Source organism: Rhodanobacter fulvus Jip2 (assembly GCF_000264315.1).
Classification (GTDB): Bacteria; Pseudomonadota; Gammaproteobacteria; order Xanthomonadales; family Rhodanobacteraceae; genus Rhodanobacter; species Rhodanobacter fulvus.
The window spans coordinates 151,508-177,109 of the sequence record NZ_AJXU01000028.1; the positions used below are offsets into that span (position 1 = coordinate 151,508).

Annotated in this window: 20 protein-coding genes and 1 pseudogene; 18 read left to right on the forward strand and 3 right to left on the reverse strand. The window is 62.8% G+C overall.

Annotated elements, in window-relative coordinates:
• Nucleotides 1-59 precede the first annotated feature (59 nt).
• From UU9_RS06045 to UU9_RS06060, 4 genes are read left to right on the forward strand one after another with little or no spacing between them, the layout of a single operon-like run.
• Nucleotides 60-1,331: a TolC family protein gene (locus UU9_RS06045; RefSeq protein ID WP_007080845.1), complete on the forward strand. Its 1,272-nt coding sequence runs from the start codon at nucleotides 60-62 to the stop codon at nucleotides 1,329-1,331.
• Nucleotides 1,328-2,617: an efflux RND transporter periplasmic adaptor subunit gene (locus tag UU9_RS06050; RefSeq protein WP_007080846.1), complete on the forward strand. Its 1,290-nt coding sequence runs from the start codon at nucleotides 1,328-1,330 to the stop codon at nucleotides 2,615-2,617. The genes UU9_RS06045 and UU9_RS06050 overlap by 4 nt, the downstream gene beginning before the upstream one ends.
• Entirely contained in the window at nucleotides 2,614-5,790 is a 3,177-nt protein-coding gene (locus tag UU9_RS06055) for an efflux RND transporter permease subunit (protein WP_007080847.1), read from the forward strand. Before UU9_RS06050 ends, UU9_RS06055 begins: the two co-directional genes overlap by 4 nt.
• Before the next feature lie 3 nt (nucleotides 5,791-5,793).
• Entirely contained in the window at nucleotides 5,794-6,147 is a 354-nt protein-coding gene (locus UU9_RS06060) for a copper-binding protein (RefSeq protein WP_007080848.1), read from the forward strand.
• Nucleotides 6,148-6,215: 68 nt separating this feature from the next.
• On the opposite strand, the gene UU9_RS06065 is transcribed toward UU9_RS06060, so the two are convergent.
• The gene (locus UU9_RS06065; protein ID WP_007080849.1) at nucleotides 6,216-6,680 is read right to left on the reverse strand and encodes a DUF305 domain-containing protein; all 465 of its coding nucleotides are present in this window, start codon (nucleotides 6,678-6,680) and stop codon (nucleotides 6,216-6,218) included.
• 338 nt (nucleotides 6,681-7,018) lie between these two features.
• On the opposite strand from UU9_RS06065, the gene UU9_RS06070 reads away from it, so the two are divergent.
• The 8 genes from UU9_RS06070 to UU9_RS06105 all read left to right on the forward strand — a co-directional run bounded on the left by UU9_RS06070 (nucleotide 7,019) and on the right by UU9_RS06105 (nucleotide 15,114).
• On the forward strand, nucleotides 7,019-7,333 hold the full coding sequence (locus UU9_RS06070; protein ID WP_237710231.1) for a hypothetical protein: 315 nt from the start codon (nucleotides 7,019-7,021) through the stop codon (nucleotides 7,331-7,333).
• Between the two features lie 212 nt (nucleotides 7,334-7,545).
• Complete coding sequence (locus UU9_RS06075) at nucleotides 7,546-8,709, forward strand: TolC family protein (protein WP_040670433.1); 1,164 nt, start codon at nucleotides 7,546-7,548, stop codon at nucleotides 8,707-8,709.
• The gene (locus UU9_RS06080) at nucleotides 8,706-9,803 is read left to right on the forward strand and encodes an efflux RND transporter periplasmic adaptor subunit (protein WP_040670371.1); all 1,098 of its coding nucleotides are present in this window, start codon (nucleotides 8,706-8,708) and stop codon (nucleotides 9,801-9,803) included. The genes UU9_RS06075 and UU9_RS06080 overlap by 4 nt, the downstream gene beginning before the upstream one ends.
• On the forward strand, nucleotides 9,803-12,937 hold the full coding sequence (locus UU9_RS06085) for an efflux RND transporter permease subunit (protein WP_007080853.1): 3,135 nt from the start codon (nucleotides 9,803-9,805) through the stop codon (nucleotides 12,935-12,937). Before UU9_RS06080 ends, UU9_RS06085 begins: the two co-directional genes overlap by 1 nt.
• Entirely contained in the window at nucleotides 12,934-13,257 is a 324-nt protein-coding gene (locus tag UU9_RS06090) for a P-II family nitrogen regulator (protein WP_007080854.1), read from the forward strand. The genes UU9_RS06085 and UU9_RS06090 overlap by 4 nt, the downstream gene beginning before the upstream one ends.
• Before the next feature lie 97 nt (nucleotides 13,258-13,354).
• Entirely contained in the window at nucleotides 13,355-13,588 is a 234-nt protein-coding gene (locus UU9_RS06095) for a hypothetical protein (RefSeq protein WP_007080855.1), read from the forward strand.
• A gap of 3 nt (nucleotides 13,589-13,591) precedes the next feature.
• Nucleotides 13,592-14,212 carry a cation efflux transmembrane domain-containing protein gene (locus UU9_RS06100; protein ID WP_007080856.1) on the forward strand — a complete coding sequence of 207 codons (621 nt, stop codon included), beginning with the start codon at nucleotides 13,592-13,594 and terminating at the stop codon, nucleotides 14,210-14,212.
• Entirely contained in the window at nucleotides 14,212-15,114 is a 903-nt protein-coding gene (locus UU9_RS06105; protein ID WP_007080857.1) for a cation diffusion facilitator family transporter, read from the forward strand. Before UU9_RS06100 ends, UU9_RS06105 begins: the two co-directional genes overlap by 1 nt.
• Nucleotides 15,115-15,239: 125 nt before the next feature.
• Here UU9_RS06105 and UU9_RS06110 read toward each other — a convergent pair whose 3' ends face one another.
• Nucleotides 15,240-17,126 carry a cytochrome c/FTR1 family iron permease gene (locus tag UU9_RS06110; protein WP_237710232.1) on the reverse strand — a complete coding sequence of 629 codons (1,887 nt, stop codon included), beginning with the start codon at nucleotides 17,124-17,126 and terminating at the stop codon, nucleotides 15,240-15,242.
• 344 nt (nucleotides 17,127-17,470) lie between these two features.
• On the opposite strand from UU9_RS06110, the gene UU9_RS06115 reads away from it, so the two are divergent.
• The 4 genes from UU9_RS06115 to UU9_RS06130 all read left to right on the forward strand — a co-directional run bounded on the left by UU9_RS06115 (nucleotide 17,471) and on the right by UU9_RS06130 (nucleotide 23,161).
• Nucleotides 17,471-17,749, forward strand: a complete 279-nt coding sequence (locus UU9_RS06115; protein ID WP_007080859.1) for a metal/formaldehyde-sensitive transcriptional repressor — start codon at nucleotides 17,471-17,473, stop codon at nucleotides 17,747-17,749.
• Between the two features lie 15 nt (nucleotides 17,750-17,764).
• Complete coding sequence (locus tag UU9_RS06120) at nucleotides 17,765-19,732, forward strand: heavy metal translocating P-type ATPase (RefSeq protein WP_007080860.1); 1,968 nt, start codon at nucleotides 17,765-17,767, stop codon at nucleotides 19,730-19,732.
• 62 nt (nucleotides 19,733-19,794) lie between these two features.
• On the forward strand, nucleotides 19,795-20,145 hold the full coding sequence (locus UU9_RS06125; RefSeq protein WP_007080861.1) for a DUF3147 family protein: 351 nt from the start codon (nucleotides 19,795-19,797) through the stop codon (nucleotides 20,143-20,145).
• Between the two features lie 46 nt (nucleotides 20,146-20,191).
• The gene (locus UU9_RS06130; RefSeq protein WP_007080862.1) at nucleotides 20,192-23,161 is read left to right on the forward strand and encodes a Tn3 family transposase; all 2,970 of its coding nucleotides are present in this window, start codon (nucleotides 20,192-20,194) and stop codon (nucleotides 23,159-23,161) included.
• Between the two features lie 55 nt (nucleotides 23,162-23,216).
• On the opposite strand, the pseudogene UU9_RS06135 reads toward UU9_RS06130, so the two are convergent.
• A pseudogene (locus tag UU9_RS06135) lies at nucleotides 23,217-24,053 on the reverse strand (integrase); the annotation flags it as partial.
• 105 nt (nucleotides 24,054-24,158) lie between these two features.
• Between UU9_RS06135 and UU9_RS06140 the strand changes: the two are divergent.
• Both UU9_RS06140 and UU9_RS06145 read left to right on the forward strand, forming a co-directional pair.
• Nucleotides 24,159-25,103, forward strand: a complete 945-nt coding sequence (locus tag UU9_RS06140; RefSeq protein WP_007080864.1) for a DNA-binding protein — start codon at nucleotides 24,159-24,161, stop codon at nucleotides 25,101-25,103.
• 65 nt (nucleotides 25,104-25,168) lie between these two features.
• The gene (locus UU9_RS06145; protein ID WP_007080865.1) at nucleotides 25,169-25,426 is read left to right on the forward strand and encodes a HigA family addiction module antitoxin; all 258 of its coding nucleotides are present in this window, start codon (nucleotides 25,169-25,171) and stop codon (nucleotides 25,424-25,426) included.
• Nucleotides 25,427-25,602: the final 176 nt, after the last annotated feature.

The following is a 25,602-nucleotide window of genomic DNA, read 5'->3' on the forward strand; positions in this document are numbered from 1 at the left end:
TGGCGTCGCGCCTGCGTGGCGCGCCGCGCCGCAAACCGTAGATCAACGGAGTGTTCACCATGTTGTCCATTCATTTCGCCCGGCACCTGATGGTGGCGGGTTTGGCCACGCTTCTGTGGGGAGCCGTGGCTGCGGCGGCGCATGCCGCCGAACCGCCGCTGACGCTGAAAGCGGCTGTCCAGCAAGGCGTGGCACGGGCACCGCAACTCGAAGCGCGTGCCGCCGATACGGCGGCAGCCCGCGAGGAAGCCGCGCGTGCCGGGCAGTTGCCGGATCCCACTCTGACGTTCGGGCTTTCCAATTTTCCCGTCACCAATCCGGGCGCTTTCAGCCTGCGTTCGGACGGGATGACGGCGCGTACCGTCGGTGTGATGCAGACGATTCCATCGCGAGCGGCGCGCGACGCCGAGCGCGGGCTGGCCGCTGCGCAGATCGATGCGGCGGAAGCCGACCGCACGGCCACGACGCAAACCGTGCAAGAACGCATCGCCGATGCGTGGATTGACGTGTGGGCGACTCAGCAGAAACGTACAGTGTTGGCCACGCTGCGCAGCGAAAGCGTGCTGGCTGTCCAAGTCACGCAGGCGCGATTGCGTGGCGGCGAAGGCAACGCGACTGACGCGCTGGCCGCCCGTGCCGAAGCCGCCACACTCGATAACCGTCTGGAAGCGATTGACGCGGATCTCGTCGCTGCCCAAGCCGGCCTGCAGCGCTGGCTTGGTCCGAGCGCTTTCGACCTCGCCGAAGCGCCGGATTTTGGTCAACTGCCGGTCACGGCAGATCACCTGGAGGAGCGCATCGACCAACAGGTGCCGATGCAGGCGTGGCAGGCACGCGAGCAGGTTGCGCAGGCGGCGCTCGAGCGGGCGCGTGCGGCCAAGCACCCGGACTGGAGCGTGACTGCCAGCTATGGTCGGCGCGCCCCGGGCCTGTCGGACATGGTGATGCTGGAGGTGGGCGTCAGCCTGCCGCTGTTCACGCGCAATCGGCAGGATCGTGGCATCAGCGCCCGGCAGGCACAGTGGGACGCGGTGCAGGCCGATCACGAGGACGCACGGCGCGCCCAGCGTGAGGCAGTCACACGCGCCGTAGCGACGTGGCAGGGTTGGAATCAGCAAATCCAGCGCTATCAGGACACCTTGCTGCCGTTGGATCGGGATCGCGCCACCACGGCGCTGGCCGGATACCGCAGTGGCGGCATGCTGCAGCCGTGGCTGGACGCCCGTCGCGACGAGATTGAATTGCGCCTGAGCTATGCCGATGCGTTGGCCGCACGCGCACGGTTGTGGGCTTCGCTTGCCTATCTGCTGCCTTCGGAGGTGACGCCATGAAGCGTCCTTTGGTGATCTTTGCCGCCGTCATCGCGGCGGTTGCACTGCTTGTCGCCGGCTATCTCGGTGGCCGTCACCAAGCCACCACGGCGCCCGCGCCGGCGCATTCGTCGGTGACTGCGCCGGGCACGGCCGGCAAGGTGCTGTACTGGTACGACCCGATGGTGCCGCAGCAGCATTTCGACAAGCCGGGCCTGTCGCCGATGGGTATGCAGATGGTGCCCAAGTATGCCGACGAAGGCGCTGCCAAGGATGTCGTCAGGATTGACCCGGCGACGGTGCAGAATTTGGGTGTGCGCACGGCCCCGGTCGAGCGTCGCGTGCTGGCATCAGCCATCCGGGTGCCGGGCACCATCACCTGGGATCTGCGGCAAGCCATCACCATCAGTGCGCGCACCGATGCGGTGGTGAGCAAGCTGGACGTGCGCGCGCCTTACACCGTGGTCAAAGCCGGTGAACCGCTGGCGGACCTGCTGGCGCCGCAATGGAGCAGCGCGCTGGCCGAATATGGCGCGCTTCAACAGGCGCAGTCGGCCGACGCGAAAGACCTTCGCGCGGCTTCGCGCGAACGCCTGCAGGTGCTCGGCCTGACCCCTGCTGACATCCGGGCAGCTCGCCGTGGTTCGGGTGCCGCAATCACCCTGCATGCACCACAGGCGGGCGTCGTCACGACACTGGATGTGCGTGAAGGCCAGCGTGTCACGGCCGGCCAGACCTTGATGACCGTGAATGGCTTGTCCACCGTGTGGATCGAGGCCGCGCTGCCGCAGGGGGCGGCAGGCACGGTGTGCAGCGGCACGCCGGTGGTTGTCACGGTCGATGCGCTGCCGGGGCGATTGTTCCACGGCACCGTGGAAACCTTGCTACCGGATGTGGATGCGATGACACGCACCCAGCGCGCGCGCATCGTGCTCGACAACCCCGATGGTGCTTTGAGTCCAGGCATGTTCGCCAGCGTGCAACTCAACCCGACTCCGGATGAGGCAGTACCGGTGGTGCCGGACGACGCGCTGATCGCGACGGGAACCCACACGCGAGTCATTCTCGCCGAGGGAGATGGTCATTTCCGTGCTGTATCGGTACGCACTGGGCGCGCAGCCGGCGGCTATACGGAAGTTCTCGACGGCCTCCATGGGGGCGAGAAAGTGGTGGTCTCCGGCCAGTTCCTGATCGATTCGGAGGCGAGCCTGTCCGGTGCGCTGCAACGCCTGAATGACACCACCGCCAAACCGGCATCGGCCGCAAGTGCACCGATGCCGGGCATGCCGATGGGAGACGGCCAATGATCGCCGCCCTGATTCGAGCAGCGATCGCACATCGCGTGTTCGTGCTGTTGGCTGCCTTGGCCTTGGCCCTGATGGGCATGTTCTCGGTGACGCGCACGCCGGTCGATGCGCTGCCCGATCTGTCCGACACCCAGGTGATCATCCGCACCAGCTACCCGGGCCAATCGCCACAGGTGGTCGAGGATCAGGTTACCTATCCACTGGCCACCACCATGCTCTCGGTGCCCGGCGCGACGACGGTGCGTGCCTTTTCGTTCTTTGGCGACTCCTACGTCGATGTGTTGTTCGATGACAGCACCGATCTGTATTGGGCGCGCTCGCGCGTGCTCGAATACTTGAGCCAGGCACGCGATCAACTGCCGGCCGGCGTTACGCCCGCCCTTGGTCCCGATGCCACGGGACTCGGCTGGATCTACGAATACGCGCTGGTTGATCGCACCGGTCAGCACGATCTTGGCCAGTTGCGTGCGCTGCAGGACTGGTTCCTGCGCTATCAGCTCAAGACCGTGCCCAACGTCGCCGAAGTCGCCACCCTGGGCGGCATGGAACGGGCGTGGCAGATCGTGCCCGATCCGCAGGCGCTGGCCGCGCGTGGCATCACCGTGGAGCAACTGGTCGATGCCATCCGCAGTGCGAACGGTGCCAACGGTGGCTCGGTGATCGAACAGGGTGAAGCGGAACTGATGGTGCGCAGCGAAGGCTACCTGAAGAGCCGCACGGACTTCGAAAACGTACCCATCACGACCAACGCCGGCGGCGTGCCGGTGCTGCTGCGCGACGTGGCGACGGTGCGGCGTGGCCCGACGTTTCGTCGCGGTCTCGCCGAGCTGGACGGGCAAGGTGAAGTGGTCGGCGGCATTATCGTGATGCGCACGGGCAAGAACGCGAAGGCCACCATTGCCGCCGTGAAAGCACGACTGGCGGAACTGCAGCGCAGCCTGCCGGCCGGCGTCGAGATCGTGCCCACCTACGACCGCTCGCGGCTGATTGACGCCGCGGTGAGCAATCTGTGGACCAAGTTGTTCGAGGAATTTCTGGTCGTGACACTGGTCTGCGTGTTGTTTCTATGGCACCTGCGCTCGGCGCTGGTGGCCGTGATCACGCTGCCGCTGGGCGTGCTGGTGGCCTTCATTGCCCTGCATCTGCAAGGCGTCACGGCGAACCTGATGTCGCTCGGCGGTATCGCGATCGCGATCGGCGCGATGGTGGATGCGGCGATCGTGATGATCGAGAACACGCACAAGCATCTGGAACATTGGCGTAACGCGAACGACGGCCGTGAACCGCAAGGTGCGCAGCGGTGGTCGCTGGTCGCCGATGCCGCCGCCGAGGTGGGCCCGGCACTGTTTGTCAGCCTGTTGATCATCGCGCTGTCGTTCGTGCCGGTCTTTGCGCTGCAGGGACAGGAAGGCAAACTGTTCAAGCCGCTGGCCTTCACCAAGACCTACGCGATGGCGGCAGCGGCCGGGCTGGCGGTGACGCTGGTGCCGGTGCTGATGGGTTATCTGATCCGCGGGCGTATCCGTGCCGAGGGCGACAATCCGCTCAACCGTGGCTTGATCCGCGGCTATCGGCCGCTCCTTGAAGCCGTGCTGCACCATCCGAAAGCGACCCTGGTGCTGGCCGGTGTGCTGCTGCTTACCGCGCTCGTGCCGATGGCCAAGCTAGGCAGCGAGTTCATGCCCGCGATGGATGAAGGCACGTTGTTGTATATGCCCACCGCACTACCCGGACTGTCCGCCGGCAAGGCTTCGCAGTTGCTGCAGTTGACCGATCGCATGATCAAGACCGTGCCCGAGGTCGATCATGTGTTCGGCAAGGCCGGGCGCGCCGACACGGCCACCGATCCGGCACCGCTGGAAATGTTCGAGACCACGATCACCTTCAAGCCGAAGGACCAGTGGCGACCCGGCATGACGATGGGCAAGATCAAGGACGAACTGGACAAGGCCGTACATGTGCCGGGGCTGACAAACTTGTTCGTGCCACCGATCCGCAATCGCATCGACATGCTCTCCACCGGCATCAAGAGCCCGATCGGCATCAAGGTGCTGGGCACCGATCTGGCCACGCTGCAGAGCGTGGCCGATCGGATCGAGACGGTGGCGAAGACCGTGCCCGGTGTCAGTTCGGCGATCGCCGAGCGTCCGACCAGTGGCCGCTACGTCGATGTAGCCATCCGCCGTGACGCCGCCGCGCGCTACGGGTTGACCCAGGAGCGCGTACAGCAACTGATCGCGACCGTGGTCGGCGGCGATCCGATCGGTCAGACCGTCGAAGGGCGCGAACGTTATCCCATCGTGGTGCGCTACCCGCGTGTCGAGCGCGATTCCATCGGAGCGCTGCGGCAGTTGCCGATCGTCGGCGCCAACGGCGCCCAGCTCACGCTGAGTCAGGTGGCTGACATCGCCGTGGTTGCAGGACCTTCCATGCTGAAAAGCGAGGGCGGCCAGTTGGCCACCTATGTCTACGTCGATACGGCCGGCAGCGATCTGGGCACGGTGGTGGCCAACCTGCAACGCGCGGTGGCGCAGCAAGTCAAATTGCCGCCGGGCACGACCGTGGCTTGGTCCGGTCAGTTCGAATACCTGGCCAGTGCCATGGAAAGACTCCAGGTGGTGGTGCCGATTGCTCTGGTGATCATTTTTCTATTGATCTATGCCGTTTTCCGACGCGTGAGCGAAGCCGCGCTGATCATGGCCAGCGTGCCGCTGGCACTGGTCGGCGGCCTGTGGCTGATCTGGCTGCTTGGGCATGCCGTGTCGGTAGCCACGATCATTGGCTTCATTGCGTTGGCCGGCGTGGCTGCCGAATTCGGCGTGGTGATGTTGCTTTACCTGCACCATGCGTGGGAGCACCAACTTGCGCTCGATCCGCACGCCGGCCCGGAAGCGCTTGACGAAGCGATTCGCGAAGGCGCCGTGCAGCGCGTGCGCCCGAAGGCGATGACCGTCGCGGTGATTCTGGCCGGTCTGTTTCCCATCCTTCTAGGCCATGGCGCAGGTTCGGAAGTGATGCAGCGCATAGCCGCCCCGATGATCGGCGGCATGGTCACGGCACCCTTGCTATCCATGCTCGTTATACCCGCGGCGTACCGCCTGCTGGTCCGTTATCGGCTGCGTAAAGCCAGCAAGACAAACGCCACACTTCACTACAACCCACAAGGAAACTGACCCATGAAAAAGCCATTCATCATCCTTGCGATTACCGCTGCACTGTTCACCGCTCCGGTGTTTGCCAACCCTCAGCAGGTGGATCCGAATATGCCTGGCATGGCCGGAACGCATGAGTCCAAACCCGCCGACGCCCAGGGCGTGGGCCTGGTCAGGGCGACCGACGCTGCCAAGGGCACTATTACGTTGCAGCATGAAGCCATCGCCGCGATCGGGTGGCCGGCGATGACGATGACCTTCAAGCTGGCGTCACCGGATCTGCTCAAGGGCGTCAAGGTCGGCGACGAAGTGCGTATCAGTCTGCATCCGGCCGGCATGGCCAGCACGGTGACCGCGATCGCGCCAGCGCAGCCGTAAGCGGCAGATCGCATGCATCTATCGACATAGACCAGCGCCCGTCACGGTGATGGCCGCCAGACAAATGCTTATGGCTGCGCCTGCTTCGATTCCAGATCCTTGATCAGTGCCTTCATCTCGCCGATCTCGCGTTTTTGCGAAGCGATAATTTCATCGGCGAGCTTGCGCACGCGCGGATCCGAAATGTGGGCACGTTCGCTGGTGAGAATGGCGATCGAGTGATGCGGAATCATCGCTTTCATGTAGGAAATATCGTCCACGGTAGCCTGGCTGCGCACGAGATAGAGCGCAGCGGCAAACACCACCACGGCGCCGCCAACGATGGCGAGGTTCACCGTGCGGCTGGCGTACATGTGCAGCATGAAGCCCAGCATGATTACCGCCATGGTCGCGCCCATCACCAGCGCCATCCAGGCGCGGGTCTGGCTCCAGAACACGTGATCCAGCCGGTAAGTGTTGAGGTACATCACGCCGAACATGACCACCGTGGCGGTGGCAATCATGGCGAGGAATCGCACGTAGGAATTCTTCATCGCGGATCTCCGTAGGAAACGGCGACAAGGTAGGCGATAGCCTGTCGGAAGTTCGTGACCGAGTGGGACGGGTATGCCGATGTGCCGTCTCGCGCTTCCGCGCAGCGCGCCTGCGCTCGGGCGGCGATCGAAATGACCGCACCTGACGCCGTGCTGCGGATAGACCATCCTTCGTAGGGGTCAAACGGTGCCGGTAGTGGCTGTCTGAATTCATCACGACCGGCGCCCAAATGAAATTGTCTAACAGCGCGGTTGTCGTATAGGATCGAACGATGTATCGGTCTGTACCATCACTGCTGACTCGCCTGCGCCGCCACCGCGGACTGTGGGTGTTGGCCGTGGCCGTGTTGCTGATCAAACTGGTCAGCGGATCGATCTGCGTGGCCGATGGACCGGCGGCGCGATTCGCTTCGGCGACCGCTGCTGCCCCGACCACCTTGTTGGCGGTCAGTACGGTGTCGGCTGACGATGCGAATCCCTGTCTTCTGGGTGAAGGGCGCAGCTGCCATTGTGCCTGTGCGCATTCGGTGACATTGCCGGCCACCGCGCCGCTTCCCATCGCCATGATGGAAGCACGCTTCGCACCGCTCACCCTCCATTCGGGATTCACGCCGGCCACGACCGGCTCGCTGCTGCGCCCCCCCATCGTCTGAACCCGTTCCGTTTCGCGACGCCACCGCCTGTGCGGTGCGTCGCCTCGTGATCGTTTTCAGGAGATGGCTTCATGTCTGTTTTTCGTTCGGTGCCGATCGGCGCCGTGTGTCTGTTGTATGCGGCGATGCTCAGTGCCGCCCCCGTATCCCACCCTTCCTCACCGGTAGCTTCTCCGCCGACATCGTTGGCGACGTCTCCCTTGCAGGATGCGGTGCGCCGTATCTGGCAAGCCAGTCCCGAGGTTCAGGCCGCGCGGGCAGACCTTGATGCTGCCCAGGCCCGTGCGCGTGCCGCTGCGCAGCCGCTGTACAACCCCTCACTGTCGCTCGATGCGGAGAACGCGGACGTCAATCGGCGCACGGCGGGTATCAGCCTGCCGCTGGATCTGTCCGGCAAGCGTCGTGCCCGGACCAGCCAGGGTGAGGCCGACCTGCTGGCTGCCGAAGCCGGGTACAACCTGCGGCGCCGTGACGTCGCCACCCGCTGGCTGAAAGCGTGGTCGACGGCCGCACTTGCGGCTCGACAGAGCGAGTTGGGTCAGCGTCGCCTGGCGCTGATGCAGCGCTTCGATGACCTGGCCGCGCAGCGACTCAAGGTCGGTGACATCAGCAGCCCCGAACGCGATCTGGCCGGTCTCGCACTCGGCGAGGCGCAGGTGCAACAGGCGACGCTCGCGAGCAATGAGGCCGCGGCCCGTGCGGCGCTGCTGGCCATCAGCGGCGATCAACTGACCGCGCTGCCTCCGTTGCCCAAGGGCCTGTCACCGGCACTCGAAAGTGCCGCGCCGTTGCCCGTCGACGAGCTGCCGGAACTGCGTCAGGCCCGCGCCCGGCAAGCGAGCGCTGAGGCCGGCGTGCAGGTCGCACGCCGGGCGCGCATCCCCGATCCCACGCTCAGCCTGACGGGTGGCCAGGTGCGCAGCGGGCCACGGACCGATCAGGTGATCGGCGTGAGTGTGTCCATTCCCTTGCCGGTGCTCAATACGGGACGCGCCGAAGTGGATGCCGCTCGTGCGGAAGCCGATGCGGCCGCCGCGGACGTGCGCTCGCGCCAATTTGTGCTGCGTGCCGGACAGCAGGAAGCGCAAGCGCGCTACGCCGCCTTGCGCGGTGCCGCCGAGGCATTCCGCACCGGCCGTGCCGCCGCGTTCGAGGATCGCACCGCGCTGCTGGAAAAGCTCTGGCGTGCCGGCGAAATCAGCACCTCCGATTACCTCGTACAGCTCAAGCAAAGTCTCGACACCGCACTGTCCGGCCAGGAACTGGAAAGCCAGACCTGGCAGACCTGGTTCGACTACCTCACCGCTGCGGGCCGTCTGACCGACTGGCTCGACGGCCGTACTCAAAACGGCCCCAATCTGGAAGTCTCCCGATGAATCTCTCTCTTTTGAAACGCAGCCTGCTGGGCATGGCACTGTTTACTGCGCTGGCCGGCCCCGTCATGGCGCAGGAACCGGCACCCGCCAATCCGCTCGCGCTGGACGCCAAGGCGATCAAGGACGCCGGCCTTGTCCTCGACAAGGCCGCCCTACGCGCGCTGACGGATGAACTGAAAGCCCCCGGCGAAGTGAAAGCCGATGCCTATTCCACCGTGCTGGTGTCGCCGCGGGTGGAATCGCAGGTGCTCGACCGCAAGGCTCGGCTGGGCGACGTCGTGAAAGCGGGCGCGCCGTTGGTGGTGCTCTCCAGCGTCGAGGTGGCCGCCACGCAAGGTGCGCTGATTGTGGCCGAGCAGGACTGGCAACGGATCGCGTCGCTCGGGCCACAGGCGGTGTCGGCCCGACGCTACAACGAGGCGAAGGTGCAACGCGATCAGGCCCGCGCCAAGTTGCGCGCCTACGGTCTGTCCGAGGGACAGATCGGCGGCTTGCTGCGCAAGGGATCGGCCGGTGCCGACGGCAGTTTCGAGCTGCTCGCGCCGGCCGCCGGTCGTGTGACCACCGATGAGTTTCTGGTGGGCGAGCGGGTGGAGCCCGGCCGCACGCTGTTCACCCTAGTCAAGGAAGATTCGGTTTGGGTCGTCGCGCAGATGGCCCCAGCCGATGCCGAACGGGTCAAGCCCGACGCCGATGTCCGCATTCTCGTGCACGACACCGAAATACCCGGCAAGGTCGTGCAGCGTTCGCATCAAACCGATGAGCGCACGCGCACGGTGCCGGTACGCATCGAGGTCGATAACCGCAAGGATCTACTGCATCCCGGTGAGCTGGTCGAAGCGCGCATCGCCGTAGGTAGTGCGGTGCAGAAGCTCGCGGTACCGGCCGACGCGATCGTGCTGCTGCAGAACCAGCCGACCGTGTTCCTCGCCAAGGGCAAGGGCCAGTTTGAGCCGGCACCGGTGATGGTCGGCGACACGCGCGATGGCTGGACGGTCGTCACGCAAGGCCTCAAGGCCGGTGACACCTATGTGCGCAAGGGCGCCTTCGCCTTGAAGGCCCGTTTGCTGCGTTCGCAGCTGGGAGAAGAATGATGCTGGAACGTCTGGTTGAATTTTCCCTGCGCTACAAGGTGCTGGTGCTGATCATCTTCGTGGTGATCGGCTTTCTCGGTTTTCAGGCGGTACGTCAGCTGCCCATCGATGCGTTTCCGGATGTCACGCCGGTGCAGGTCAATGTCTACACGGAGGCGTCGGGCCTCGCGGCGGAGGATGTGGAGCTACTGCTCACCACGCCGGTGGAGTCAGCCTTGGCCGGCCTGCCCAAGGTGGAACAGATCCGCTCGGTGAGCCTGTTCGGCTTGTCGTTCGTGTCGGTGTATTTCGACGACAGCATGGACATCTACTTCGCCCGTCAGCTGGTCAACGAGCGCCTTCAGCAGGTTGGTGATCGGCTGCCGGCTGGGTATGGCAAACCGGAGATGGGCCCGAACACGTCGGGCCTCGGACAGGTGTTCTGGTATACCGTCGAACGCGCTGATGACAAGCTGGATAGTGCCAAGGCCGGCACCGCACCGAACGACATGGATCTGCGCACGCTGCAGGATTGGACCATCCGCCTGATTCTGCGCACCGCGCCCGGCGTCGACGACGTCACCTCGTGGGGCGGTCAGGAGAAGCAGTTCCAGGTGCGCATCGATCCGATGAAACTGATCGCCCACAAGCTCGGCTTCAAGGAGGTGATCGAGGCGCTGCAGGCGAACAACGCGCAGGTCGGCGGCAACTTTGTCGACGTCGGGCGCGAGCAGTATCTGGTGCGCGGCCTCGGGTTGATCCAGGACGCGAAGGATCTGGGCAACATCGTGCTGAAGACGGAAGACGGCACGCCAGTCTTCGTGCGTGACGTGGCTACGATCACCGAAGCGGGCGCACCGCGTACCGGTGCGGTGACGCGCGATGGCGAGGAAGTGGTCCTTGGCATGGCGTTGGCCCGCATCGGCGAGAATGCCAAGAGCGTGGTCGATGCTGTCAAGGCCAAGCTCGACACGGTGAAGCAGTCGTTGCCGCCCGGCGTGGTGGTGAAGCCGGTGTACGAGCGTACCGAACTGGTCAACGCGGCCGTGGGGACGGCGGTGCGCGCCCTGATCGAAGGTTCGATTCTGGTGGCGATCATCCTGTTCCTGTTTCTGGGCGAATTCCGCAGCGCGCTGGTGGTGGTGGTGGCATTGCCATTGGCGATGCTGATCGCCTTCATCTGCATGGGTCAGGCCGGCCTGTCGGCCAACCTGATGTCACTGGCAGGCTTGGCCATCGGTATCGGCATGATGGTGGATGGTGCGGTGGTGATGGTGGAGAACGCCTACCGCATCATGGCCGAGCGCAAGTCCCATGGCGGCCCGGTGGATCGCACGTCGGCCGTGCTGGCGGCCGCCCGCGAGGTGGCCAACCCGATGGCGTTCGCGATTCTGATCATCATCGTGGTGTTCCTGCCGCTGTTCAGCCTGCAGGGGCTGGAAGGCAAGATGTTCAAGCCGATGGCGTTCAACATCAGCTTTGCGATGGCCGGCTCGCTGATCCTCGCGCTGACGCTGATTCCGGTACTGGCCGCCCTGGTACTGAAACCCAAGGAAGAGAAGGACACCTGGCTGGTCGCGTTCCTGAAACGCCACTACGCCACGGTGCTCGCCTGGGCGTTGGCACGGCGCAAGCTCGTGCTGGGCATCGCCGCCGGGGCCTTGATCGGCAGCCTCGCGCTGTTTCCGTTCCTGGGCAAGGAGTTCATGCCCAACCTGAAAGAGGGCGCCATCATGTGGCGCATCACCTCGATTCCCTCGGCCTCGCTGGATGAATCCATCCGCATCTCCAAGCAAGTATCGGCGCTGGTCAAGCAAAAGTTTCCTGAGGTCGAGACCACCCTGGCCATGATTGGCCGCGCTGAAAAAGGCGAGACCGCCGACGTGAACTACATGGAGGTGTACACGCCGCTGAAGCCCAAGGATCAATGGCGCAAGGGCGAAACGCTGGAAAGCATCGAGGAAGCGATGCAGAAAGAGTTGTCGGCCGCCTTGCCCACTGCCGTGGTGAGCTACACCCAGCCGATCCAGATGCGCATCGAGGAGCTGATCTCCGGTGTGCGTGCCACCTTGGCGTTGAAGATCTACGGCGATGACTTGGGCGAGCTCGATCGTCTCAGCGGTCGCATCAAGAACGTGCTGGCCGGTGTACCCGGCGTGGCGGATCTTGCACTGGAGGCGAACATCGGCAAGCCGCAGATCCGCATCAAGGTGGATCGTGATGCGCTGGCCCGTTACGGCCTCAACGCCGACGACGTGCTGACCGTGGTGAAGAACGGCATCGGCGGCGAGCCGGTGACGACTTTGCTCGATGGCGTGAAGCGCTTCGACATCGCGGTGCGGCTGGACGATGCCGACAAGGCATCCCTGCCAGCGATCCAGCGCATCCCGATCCGCACCGCCAGCGGCGCGCTGGTGCAGTTGTCGCAGGTGGCCGAGGTCAGTGATGCGGAAGGCTATTCGTTCATCCGTCGCGAGCAGCTGCAGCGCTACGCCGTCATCCAGATGGACGTGCGCGGTCGCGACATCGACGGCTTCGTCAAGGACGCCAATGCCGCGATCGCAAGCCAAGTGAAGTTACCGATCGGTTACTACAGCGAATGGGGCGGCGCGTTCGAGAACCAGCAGCGGGCGTTGAAGCGGTTGTCGCTGATCGTGCCAGCGACGATCTTCTTCATCTTCGTGCTGCTCTACACCGCCTTCAATTCAGTGAAGTACGCCGCGCTGATCCTGGCCAACGTGCCGTTCGCCACCATCGGCGGCATCGTCGGGCTGGCGATCACCGGGCAATACCTGTCGGTGCCCTCGGCGATCGGCTTTATCGCGGTGTTCGGCGTGGCGATGTTGAACGGCATCGTGTTGGTGAGCTTCTTGAACGAGCAACGCGAGAAAGGGCTTCCGGTTAGGGAAGCCGTGGTTCGCGGCACGGCGTTGCGCATGCGACCGGTGATGATGACCGCCAGCGTGGCGATCCTGGGTCTGGTGCCGATGCTGCTCTCCAGCGGCGTCGGGGCGGAAACCCAGCGTCCGCTCGCCACCGTGGTGGTCGGTGGCCTCATCACCTCGACCCTGCTGACCCTGGTGCTGCTGCCAGTGCTCTACGACTGGATCGAAGAACGCGCCGCACGGCGCTTGGCGAAGGAAAACACCCCATGAAAGAAGTGAAGGCATTCATTCATCGCGGCCGTATCGTCGACGTCATCCACGCCTTGGAGGACGGTGGGTTCCACTATCTGTCGTTTAGCGATGTCAAAGGCCAGTTGACTGCGCTCAGCGCGCTGGAACAAAGCTATTCGATGGAACTGGGCGAACGCGTGACCAGGCAGATCAAGCTGGAGGTGTTCTGTGAGGACGATCAGGCAGAGCGCGCCGTGCAACTGATTCGGTTGCACGGGCGCACCGGTCAGAGCGTGGCCGGCTGGGTCTACCAGAGCACGATGGATCGGGCGTGGCCGATCGACGGCCAAGTGGGCTGACGATGATTGGGCGGGGGTACTCCCCGCCCATCATTTTCGGTGTCATGTCATAACACCGCGGTGCTCGCGTAGAGTGACCACCGCACAGGAGACCCGCATGAGCACGACAGAATCCGACGAACACGATCGCGGCCACGGTCACGGCGTGCTGTGCGGTGCAAACGAGAAGCAGGGCCGGCAAGGATTCGTGATCTGCGGCCTGCAGTTCATGGCCTTCGGCTCGGTCAAGGACGTAGCGATTGTGTTCAGTGGCATTCCTCCGGCGCTGACGACGCTTTACCGTTGGCTACATGGCGATACCGAGTCGCATCAGCAGATGCTGGAGGGTTGAGTCATGGCCGATTGTTGCTGCAGCGGCACCGTCGACATCCGCGCTTTGCAGGCGCGGCAGCGGCGGGTACTGATGATCGTGCTGGCGATCAATGTCGTCACCTTCGCCATGATGATGTCGGCGGCGATCTACAGCAGGTCTTCGTCGCTGTTGTCGGGCGGACTGGACAATCTGGGCGATGCGTTGACTTACCTGTTGAGTCTGGCAGTGATCGGCGCCAGCGGACGGGCCAAGGCCAAGGTAGCGCTGCTCAAGGGCGCGTTGATTCTCGGGGCTGCGGTAGCTGTCGCCATTCAGATCGGCTGGCGGCTCGCGCATCCGAACGTGCCGATCTTCGAGGCCATCGGTCTCGCCGCGGTGATCAACCTGGCCTTCAACGGCATTTGCCTCTGGCTGCTGACGCCGTACCGTCATGGCGACGTAAACATGGCCTCGGCGTGGGAATGCTCGCGCAATGACGTATTCGAGGGCTTTGCGGTTCTGCTCGCGGCTGCCGGTGTATGGCTGTTTGCCGCCGGCTGGCCCGATCTGGTCATCGCCGCGGCGCTGCTGGTGATGTTTCTGCGCTCGGCCTGGCGGGTGTTCCGCTCAGCTTGGCATAGCTACAAGACGGGAGACGCGTGATGGGAGCCGGACACGATCATGGTGGCGGCGTGATCAAACACGAGAAACCGCTGTGGTGGGCGCTCGGCCTGACCGTCACATTTCTGATCGCTGAAGTTGTTGGTGGCCTGCTGACCAACAGCCTGGCGTTGTTGTCGGACGCGGCACACATGGCGACCGATGTGATCGCGCTGGGCATTTCATTGACTGCGGTACGCTTGAGCCGGCGTCCGCCGGATGCTAAACGCACCTACGGCTATGCGCGCCTGGAAGCGCTCGGCGCGATGGTCAACGGCGGCCTGCTGTTCCTGGTCGCCGGCTACATCCTGTGGGAGGCGGTACGGCGTTTCAGCGAACCGCCCTCGGTGGCCTCTACCGGCATGCTGGTGATTGCGGCGCTGGGCTTGGTCATCAACCTGATCTCGATGCGATTGCTCAAGGCCGGCAGCGGCGAGAGCCTGAACGTCAAGGGCGCCTATCTGGAAGTATGGGCCGACATGCTCGGCTCGGTCGGTGTGATCATCGGTGCGCTGATCATCACGTTCACCGGCTTTTACATCGCCGATCCGATCATCGCGGTACTGATTGGGCTGTGGGTTTTGCCGCGAACTTGGATACTGTTGCGGGAGGCAGGCAACGTGCTGATGGAGGGTGCGCCCCGAGGCATCGACACCGAGCAGGTTCGCGCGGCGCTGTTGGCCGCGCCGGGCGTGGCCGCATTGCATGATCTGCATGTCTGGGCGCTCAGCAGTACCAAGCCGGCCTTGGCGGCTCATGTGGTTGCCGAAGAAGACGCGTCTGGTGGAGATGCCTTGCGAATTCAGCTGGAGCAACTGCTTGAGGCACGTTTTGAGATCCATCACGTGACGCTGCAAATCGAAGCCACGCCTTGCGGGCCGGGATGCGAAAAGGGGAACGGATGACGGCGGTATGGTCAGGGCTTGGACCAGCCGAGTGGCATTGAGCCCCAGGGCGAGACACGGGATCCGTGTTCCGTCGCATTGGATGCTTCTGCGTGGCAACCGCAGTCACTCATATCGCGTCGCCTTCAATCGACATCGGGCAGTACTTCCCTAGTCGTAGGGGATGAAGGCATCGGCTGACGGCCTCGGTGGATATTGAACACGAATCCGACCGCCAGCAGTATCAGAATCGCCAACTGGGCCAGCAAGGATTGCCAAGTCGGATAGATACCCAGCAGTTCGATATGCGGCACCGGCGCGACACTCACTGCCACCCAGCCGGCTTCCTGCAGGGCGGCGACGCCCTTGCCGGTCAGCACGACGGCGAGCACAGCGATCAGCGCGGAACTGGCAGAGAAGAACGTGCCGATCGGCAGCCGACGACTGGTGCGCAAGAGCACCCAGGCAATCAGCCCCAGCACGGCCGCACCGGCGGCGATGCCGCCGAGTAGCCACACTTCCTGGCCGTCATTCCACAGGGCCGCATAGAACAGGATGCTCTCGAATACCTCGCGATAGACCGAGATGAAGGCCAGCCCGAACAGGAACCACGCCGAACGCCGGTTGAGCGCGGCGGCCATCTTTTCCTTCAAATACGCCTGCCAGCGACCACCGATACTTTTCTGGTGCATCCACAGACCGACCCCAAGCAGCACGAACGCCGCAAACAGCGATGACAGTCCCTCGGTCAACTCACGACCGGCACCACTGATGGAAATTGCGTAGCTGGCGATCGCCCAGGTGATACCCCCGGCGACCAACGCCAGGCTCCAGCCGGCATGCACGTAGCGCAGCGCTTCGGGCCGCGCGGCCTTGCGCAGGAAGGCGAGCAAGGCGACAACGACCAGCAGAGCTTCCAGACCTTCACGCACCAGGATGGTGAAAGCACCCAGGAAGGTGGTGGCCGCATCGCCTGCAGCATCGGCGGTGACTTCTTGCGCGCGCAGCAACAGACCATCGACCTCATCGGCATGTTTCGACACCGATGCCACCGAGGTGCTGCTCGTCAGCGCGGTGCGATAGGCACCCATCGCCGTTTCAAGCTGGGCGCGCAGTGCGCCGTCCCGTGCATTGAGTTGCGGCTCGACGGGCTCCACGCCATCGAGGTAAGCCGACAGTGCCAGTTGGGTGGCCTGCGTTTTCGCCCCGGCACGATAAGCCGTCAGGCTCGCCGCCAGTCGCGCGCGCGCCAACGGGATGCCCGCCAACGCCTGCTGCTGGATGACGTCGGGGTGGGCCCGCAGATACCCCACGACGGTCCGGGCACGCTCCGCACCGAGGGCGGGTGTCAGCTGCGCGACACGCGCACGCGACAGCTCCTTCAAGTCGGCGATCTGTGCCTGCGCATCACGGTCGTGCTGCCAGGTATCGGCACCGGTGGCGGCTTCCTTGGTATAAGCCAGCGAGCCCACGTAGTACGCCAGCGCCCAACGATCGTCGGATGACAGCAGCTGCGCGTAGCTCCCCATCGGCGTACCTTCCACACCCTGGCTGATCACCTCGTACAACGATAGCGCGCTGCGCTGATCGGCCCGCGTCTGGTCGGTGAAATTCACGGGTCGGGGCGACAGTTGCAGGCCAGCCGGACCATCGCCATGGCCGGTCGCTCCATGACAGGCGGCGCACTGATTCTGATAGAGCGTCGCCCCACGCGCCAGATCGGGGGCATCTACCGGAGCGGTCGGCACCGGATACGCCTGCAGCAACGCATCGGCCAGCGCATGCGCTTGCGTCGCCACTTGGGCGGGCGCCGCCTTGGCATCGACGGAGGCCACCAGTTTATCGGCCTGCTTCATGAGTGCAGGCCTGGTCGCGGTCGATGGCAACGCGCCGATGCGTGATCGCGCCGTCGATGTGAACTCCCGCATCTCGGCGTACTCGGATGCGCTGATCACCGCGCCATCTTTCACCGCACCCGCGTAGTCGGTCGCCAGGTAATCCAGCATCTGCCACGTTTGTGGAACGCTCGCCATGGCATCCTGAGCCATCACTGGACAGGTCGTCACGACGCATAGGAGAAGCGCCGCGACGGATAGCTTGCGCGAAATACTGCGAATACGAGTCGTTATCATTAACGCATAATAGCCGTCCTTTGACAGTTCGTCAGCAGTTGTCCAGATCGTTACGGCGCCTCATTTCTTTCCGCTGGCACGCCGGTATGTGCCACGTACAGCAGATAGTCGATGAGACCCAGAATCTGAACCACGCGTTCCGGGGCAGATGCTGTACGGTCGTCATGGACTTTTTGCCTTGAGGTACCGGGCGTCAATATATACCCTAGGGGGGTAAGGTACCGAAACCGAACGGAGACATCGTTATGGCCCACACCACCCGCGACAAGACGAAACTGCTCAACCGGGTGCGCCGCATTCGCGGGCAAGTCGAAGCGGTGGAACGTGCCCTGGAGAACGAAACCGATTGTGCCCGGATCCTGCAGTTGGTAGCGGCGGTACGCGGCGCCACTAATGGTTTGATGGCCCAACTCCTGGAAGACCATATCCGTTTCCATGTCGTCGATCCCGATCGTGAAGGCGATCCGAAAAAAGCTAAGGCCGCCGGCGAGCTGATCGACGTCGTACACACCTACCTCAAATAGTGGCCCAGGATATCCATGTCATCGCACGAACCGAAGATCGGCAACGCGCTGGCTGATGCCGCGCAGAAGCGCACCACGGCGCCGGACGTCCACGACCACGACCACGACGAGCATGAGCATACGTTCGATCGCTGGGAAGCCGCTCGCATCGTTTTCGTGGGTCTTGCCGCCATCGCGGTGTGGTTCCGCTTGTGGGAGCCCTTTGCGACGGTAAGCGTGATTGGCGTGGCGGGCGTCCTGGTCGGTGGTTGGCCGATTTTCCGAGAAGCTGCCGAAAACATCTTCGCCCAGCGCATGACCATGGAGTTATCCATGAGCATCGCCCTGATTGCGGCGGCCGCGATCGGTGAATTCTTCACGGCACTGATCATCACGCTGTTTGTATTGATTGCCGAAGTTCTCGAAGGCATGACGGTGACCCGAGGTCGCACGGCCATTCGTGACTTGCTGGATTTCCTTCCTCGTTCGGCGACCGTGCGTCGTGGAGGGAGCATCGCCGAGGTCGATGCCAGCGAGCTGGTGGTGGACGATGCCATTCTGGTCAATCCCGGCGGCCGGGTGCCGGTCGATGGCGTCGTACTCAGCGGGCACTCGTTTCTGGACCAGTCCCGCATCACCGGCGAATCGATGCCTGTGGAAGCCACCGCCGGCGCACCGGTCTATGCCGGATCGATCAACCAGTCCGGTGCGCTCGAAATTCGGGCCGAGCGTCTGGGAAGGGATACCAGCTACGGCAAGATCATCGAGGCCGTGGAGCAATCCGAACGCTCGCGCGCCCCGGTGCAGCGGCTGGCCGACCAGTTGGCCGGTTACCTGGTGTACTTCGCGCTGGCGGCGGCCGTAGTGACGTGGCTGATGACCCGCGACATGCGTTCGACCATCTCCGTGATTATTGTGGCCGGGGCGTGCGGCATTGCTGCGGGCACGCCCTTGGCCATCCTGGGGGCGATCGGACGGGCGGCTCGTCTGGGTGCCATCATTAAAGGTGGCCTGTACCTGGAAACACTGGGTCGAGTCGACACGGTGGTCGTCGACAAGACCGGCACACTCACCTTCGGGCGACCGGAGGTGCAGCACGTTTTCCCCGTGGAAGGTATTAAGCCAGAAGAGGTGCTTGAGGCGGCCGCAACCGCCGAAATCCGCTCCGAGCACCCGTTAGGTCAGGCCATTGTCACTTATGCCAAGGCACAAGGGCTCACCATCGCCGAACCGGATCATTTTGACTACACGCCGGGCCGCGGGATTGCCGCCACGCTGGCCAACGCGATGTTGCTGGTCGGTAATCGCGCGCTGATGACTGATCACCATGTCGACGTACCCGCGTCGCTGACCGAACGCTTGGTAGCGGCTTCGGAAGTGTACGTGGCACGCAATGGTCAGCTGCTCGGCGCCATTGCCGTCGCGGACACGGTACGTCCCGAAGCACGCGCGGCTGTCGATGCGCTGGCGGCGCTCGGTTTACGCACCATCCTGCTGACCGGTGACTCACAACCGGTGGCCAAGAACGTCGCAGATCATCTGGGCATCGCCGAGTACGAGGCTGATTTGCTGCCCGAGGACAAACATCGGAAGGTAGCAGCCCTGGTAGCCGCCGGTCGCATCGTGTCCATGCTGGGCGACGGTATCAACGATGCCCCCGCGCTCACGGCAGCCAGCGTCGGTGTGGCCATGGGTTCGGGTACCGATGTTGCCCGCGAAAGTGCCGATATGGTGCTTTTGGGCAATGACCTATCGCGCTTCGTCGATACGCTGGTGATCGCACGGCGCACGCGCAACATCATCTGGTTCAATTTCGGTGGAACCATCGTGGTCGATGTGATCGGTGTGGTTTTGGCATCGCTGGGCCTACTCAACCCGTTGGCCGCCGCGTTCATTCATGTGGCTTCGGAAATGGCCTTCATCCTCAATTCTGCGCGACTACTGCCGCCGATCGATCGTCAACGGCCTGCCACACATCCACCGGTTGCGCTGCTGGAACACTAATCCTGCGTGCGGCACTGGCACGTCGGGCGGCGTCTTTCAGAAACCTTTTTTGAGTTACCACCATGCCATGGATTATCACCAAATATCTCATCACCGCGGCCATCGTGGTGGCGGTGTCCGAACTGGCCAAGCGCAGTGATCGACTAGGAGCGCTGCTCGCGTCTCTCCCGCTGGTGACACTGCTCGCGCTGACCTGGCTCTATCTGGACAAGCAGCCCGCGGAGAAGATCGCGAATCACGCCTGGTATACGTTCTGGTATGTCGTGCCGACGCTGCCGATGTTCCTGATCTTTCCGCGTCTTTTTGCACGCTTCGGTTTCTGGCCCGCACTGGCACTGAGCGCAGTCATCACGGTGGTGTGCTTTGGCATTTTTGCGCTGGCCGTCAAGCCCTTCGGGATCAAATTGCTCTAGTTTCGTCTTTTTTGGCTGCGGCAAGCATGTCGCATCGTGGATTCGCATGAGCACGATTCAGGACACTGCCTATCCCCAATTGAAGAAGGATCTCAGCGCCCGTGAACTGGCGGCCATATACACGCCCACGGCCGATGAGTCCGCTTTCGCCATGGGTGTGTCCGCACGTAAGCCGACCCAAGCATTGCTGTTGATCCAGCTCAAAATCCTTCAGCGTTTGGGTTACTTCGAGCCACTGTCGACGTTGCCGCGAGTGATCATCGATCACGTATGTAGCAGTGTCCAGATACGTGTTCCCACCATGCGCGAATTGAAGGCTTACGACGCGTCGGGAAGCCGCTCGCAGCATCTGCAGAAGATCCGTGACTTCATCGGTGTGCGGCGGTTTGTGGACACCGATTGGCCTTGGCTGGATCAGGTTGCTCGCGAGGCCGCCTCGACCAAACAGGAGTTGGAGGACATCATTAATGTCCTCATTGAGGAACTCGTTCGGCAGAAATTCGAACTACCCGGGTTCACCCAACTCGTACGCGCCGCACGGGCGGCGCGTAACACTGTCAACACCGCGATCTTCAAATCGGTCACGGAGCAATTGTCGGCCGAGCAGTGCCAGATGCTGGACGACCTGATCCTGCAGCGACGTGGGGTCACCCTCTGGGACCAACTCAAGCGCGAACCGAAAAGACCCACGGTGCGTGAGGTGGCAAAGTTCCTTGAGCATATCCGTTGGCTCAAGAGCCTGGGCCATGGATTACCCGATACCCGCGAAATGGCAGTAACCAAACGTCATCAATTGATGCTGGAAGCTCGGGCGTTGGACGCGAAGGACCTCCGAACCGTCAAGCTGATCAAACGTCATACGCTGGCCGTGCTGCTGATCCAGTCGCAGTTGGAGAAAGCCACTGACGACGTTGCGAGCATTTTCATCAAGATCATGCACGGTATCGACAACCAAGCCGAGGAGCGGCTGCGCCAGTACCGATTGGATCATGCTGAGCAGACCGATCGCCTGATTGGCCAGTTTCGCGAGGTGCTGGCCGCCATGCAAGAAGGCGAATCGGCCAAGAAGCGCGTGGCAAATATGGAACGGGTGCTGGGCGATGATCCGGAACAATGGATCATCCAATGCGATGAGCATGCCGCCTTTGCGGGGAATAACTATCTGCCTTTCATGTTGAAACCCTACAGCGACAAGCGTGCATTGCTGTACCAGTGCCTGGAGGTGCTCGAACTTCAGTCCAGCTCGCAAGACGATACGCTGGTACGAGCCATCGCGTGGCTCCGGGAATGGCGCACGGCACGCCGCGAGCACCTCGATGTTGCCGTGCTTCCCACCGGGATCGACCTGAAGCGCTGGCTGCCCGATGGCTGGTATCGTCTGGTTGCGGTGACATCACCGGAAGGTGAGTCGCGGATCCATCGAAAATATCTTGAACTGTTCGTCTGCATGTCGATCATGAAAGACCTGCAGTCCGGCGATCTGTACTCGGCACACAGCAACGATTTCGATGACTACCGCGAACACCTTGTGTCGTGGGACGAGTACGGCGGGGAACTGGGCCGCTACTGCGATATCACCTCGCTGCCGAAGGATGGCCCGGGTTTTGTTGCACAGCTCAAGGCTGAGATGTCGACGCTGGCCAAGCAGGTGGACGACAGCTTTCCAGAGAACGAGTTCGTACGGATCGGTGACAACGGTTTGGTCATTCAGCGGCTTGACCGCAAGCAGGATCCACCGGAATTGGCCTTGTTGGAAGCGCGACTCAAGGAGGATATGCCCTCCGTCAACATATTGGACCTGCTGACCGAGGCTGAGCAGTGGCTCAACCTGCACCGGTTGTTCGGGCCGTTGTCCGGCTTTGAAGCCAAGATCGACGATCCACGCAAGCGCTTCATCACGACCTTGTTTTGCTACGGCTGCAATCTGGGTCCCACGCAGACGGCGCGCTCGGTGCAGGGGCTGAGCCGAAAACAGGTAGCCTGGCTCAATCTTCGCCATATCACCGAGGAGCGGTTGGACAACGCAATCGTGCGGGTGATCAATGCCTTCAACACCTTCGCTTTGCCCAAATTCTGGGGTACCGGCAAACACGTCTCGGCCGACGGCACGAAGTGGAGCATCTACGAGCAGAACCTGCTGTCGGAGTACCACGTTCGTTATGGTGGCTACGGTGGCATCGGTTATTACCACGTCTCGGATATGTACATCGCGCTCTTCAGCAACTTCATTCCGTGTGGCGTGCATGAGGCGGTTTATATCCTCGACGGTCTGATCAAGAACGAATCTGATGTCCAGCCGGACACGATCCACGGTGACACCCAAGCCCAGAGTGCGCCCGTGTTCGGCTTGTCGCACCTGTTGGGTATCCGTCTCATGCCGCGCATCCGTGGCATCAAGCAGCTGGTGTTCTACAAGCCTGATCGGAAGGCCAAGTACGGGCACATCAATAGCTTGTTCACCGAATCGATCAACTGGGAGCTCATCGAGCGCCACTATCCGGACATGCTGCGCGTGGCCATCTCGATCAAGGCAGGGCGGATTACTCCTTCAATGATTCTTCGGCGCCTAGGTGTGGCCAGCCGGAAGAACAAGCTGTATTTCGCGTTCCGCGAACTCGGTCGAGCAATACGAACCAAGTTCCTACTGAACTACATCAACGATGTCGAGCTGCGCCGTGTGATCCACCAGTCGACGAACAAAAGCGAGCAGTTCAACGACTTCGCCCAATGGTTGCACTTCGCGAATGACGGAATCATTGCGGAAAACATTCGCCACGAGCAGCGAAAGGTCGTGAAATACAACCACCTCGTGGCCAACATGGTCATCCTGCACAACGTCCATACGATGTCGCGGACGCTGAAAGTCCTTCAAGAGCAGGGCGTTCCGCTCAGCGAAGAACTGCTGAACCGGCTGTCACCATACCGGCGAGAGCATATCAATCGGCTAGGCCACTACTCACTGGACTTGGATCGGTACCAGAGTTCCATGGCCAAAGACATCAAATTTACCTTGTAGCCTCAACGACTTATTGTCCGTTCTGCGAAAATTTCCAGAATCCCGGCCGAACCTCAACCCGATCCTTCCAGATGCGCCGGAAGATCGCCCCCTCGCGAATCTCGGCCGCCGCCAGCCAGGCCGTCAGCGCTTCGGCGCTAATCCCTAGGATCGGCTTGTCCGGCGTCGAATCCGCCGTCACCCCCGCCTGCTGCGTCTTCGAATATTCCAACCTATAGATGTAGCCGTCCTCGCCGACCTTGCGCAGGTCCCGCCAGTCCGCCGCGGCGATCTCGCTGCGCCGGCGACCGCCGCTGGCGAAGCCGAAGCAGAGCAGGGCCCGATCGCGTAAACCCGCCAAGGAATCGTCGCAGGTCGCCAGCATCGCCTCGAGCTCCGGGCGCGTGATCGCGGTCTTCTTGGTCGGCCGCTCGCCGCGTTTGACCGCGGCGCGCCGGGCGCGGCTCAGCAGTGTGCGCACGCTGGCCAGCTCACACGGGTTCGTCAGGCGCTTGAGCTTGTGGGCGGTCGACAGCACGGCCACGCGCTGGACCACAGTGGCGAGCTTGAGCGGCCCGAGTTTGGCCTTGAGGCCAGCGGCGACCAACACCTGGTCGATCGCCGGCGGCAGCTCGCTGACCAGGCCGGTCTTGTTCTTGCGCTGGATGTGGTCGACCAGGAACTGGATCACCACGGCCTCGCTGACCGGCAGGGTCAGCTCGACGCCGAAGCGGGCCTGGTGCCAGCCGGCCCAGTAGCGCAGGGCGGCCGCGTAGCTGCGGGTGGTGTTGGCGGCGGCCGCTTCGGCCAGTAGTTCGCGCACGGCGTCGGCCGCTTGCTGGGCCAGTTGTTCCGGCAGCACGAGGCCGGCAGCGGGTGCGGCGAGGGCAGGCAAGTCGCGTTTATGCTTCATTATATGTAATGTATAATACGAAATAGGGCGTCTACTGGCGATAATCATCACTTATCACCAGTACGTCAACTAACGGGCAGGGCGCCGACAGGGGAGACATCAGCGATGGCCAGAGGCATCACCCAAGAACAGGTCAACGCCGCGGCCGACGCGCTGGTGACCGCCGGCGAGCGGCCGACGGTCGAGAAGATTCGGGCGCAGCTCGGTACGGGCTCGCCCAATACCGTGACCCGTATGCTGGACACCTGGCGCGGCATGCTCGCCACACGGCTGAGCCAGGTGCTCGCGTTGCCCGAGATACCGGGGAACGTGGGGCAGGCGTTTGCCGAGGTATGGCGCCTCGCCGTTACCCATGCAGAGTCCGTGGTCCAAGCCTCATTCGCTCAAGAGCAGAACGCCCTGCTGGCCGCCCAAACGTCACTCACGCAAGAGCGCAAGCTCTGGGAGATCGCGATTACCGAAGCCCAAGCGCAAGCGCAAAGGGCGGATCAGGCCCGTAACGTGGCTGAGACACGACTGGCAGACGTTCAGCGTCTCGTGGAGCAACAGGCGGGACAACTGGCGGAACTGATACAACAACGCGATGGGTTGCAGCAACGAGCGACGCATCTTGCAGAGGCCTTCGACACCCATCAACGCGCAATGGTCGCCGAACGTGAGGCTCAAGCAGCACACGTTCGGGCAGTGGAAGATCGGGCGCACACGGAAATCGATCGGGCGCGGGAAGAAACCAAAACCGCCCGAGCGACGCTGCAGCGGCAGGAACGGGAATTATCTGCAGCGGCTTCGAGACTGGAGAAGGCCTCGGAATCCGCTCGGGCTGCCGAGCGCTCGGCTACCGAACAGGGGGCTCGCGCCAAAGCCTTGGAGCAGCAACTGGCCCGGATGGATGGCCTTTCGGCGGTGCTACTGGCAGCTCAGCAAGCATTGAAAGCGAGTACGCAACGGGAAGGGGCGCTCCAAGCCAAGTTGGATCGCGCGACGGCAGACGCGAAGATCAAGTCGGCGGCCAAGAAAAGGAAGCCGAGGAGTATGTCAGGGGCGAGCTAGATTTGCCGTAGCAAACGTGGCCACCGATATAACATGCTCGATTCTGACTTTGAAAGGATGTTGCAATGATCAACGCCCCCGTACATCCCGGTGAGATTCTGAAGGCTGATGTTCTTGAGCCACTCGGGTTGGATGTTGATCAAGCGGCAGTGTTGTTGGGCGTACCTCCGTCTGAACTGTCCCAGGTGCTAGCCGGGCGTGCCGACATTAGTCGCAAAATGGCCCTGGGCCTCGAAAAGGCGGGTATCAGCAACGCTAAAACATGGGTCGAGTTGCAGAGCACCTACAGTCTGCACCGGCTACAGCTCACAGGCATGCAATAACGTCAGAACCATCTGCCAACCCCGACAGGCGACCAAACAAAACACTGGCGGGATTCGGGCTCGATTGTTCCCTCTAGAAGGCTTTTCGCCGTTCTCAGATGCCGCTTGATGCGATCCTGCCAAAGGGTGACACGGTAAAGCGGTATGACAGGGTTAGCTGCTTAGATGACACGGTT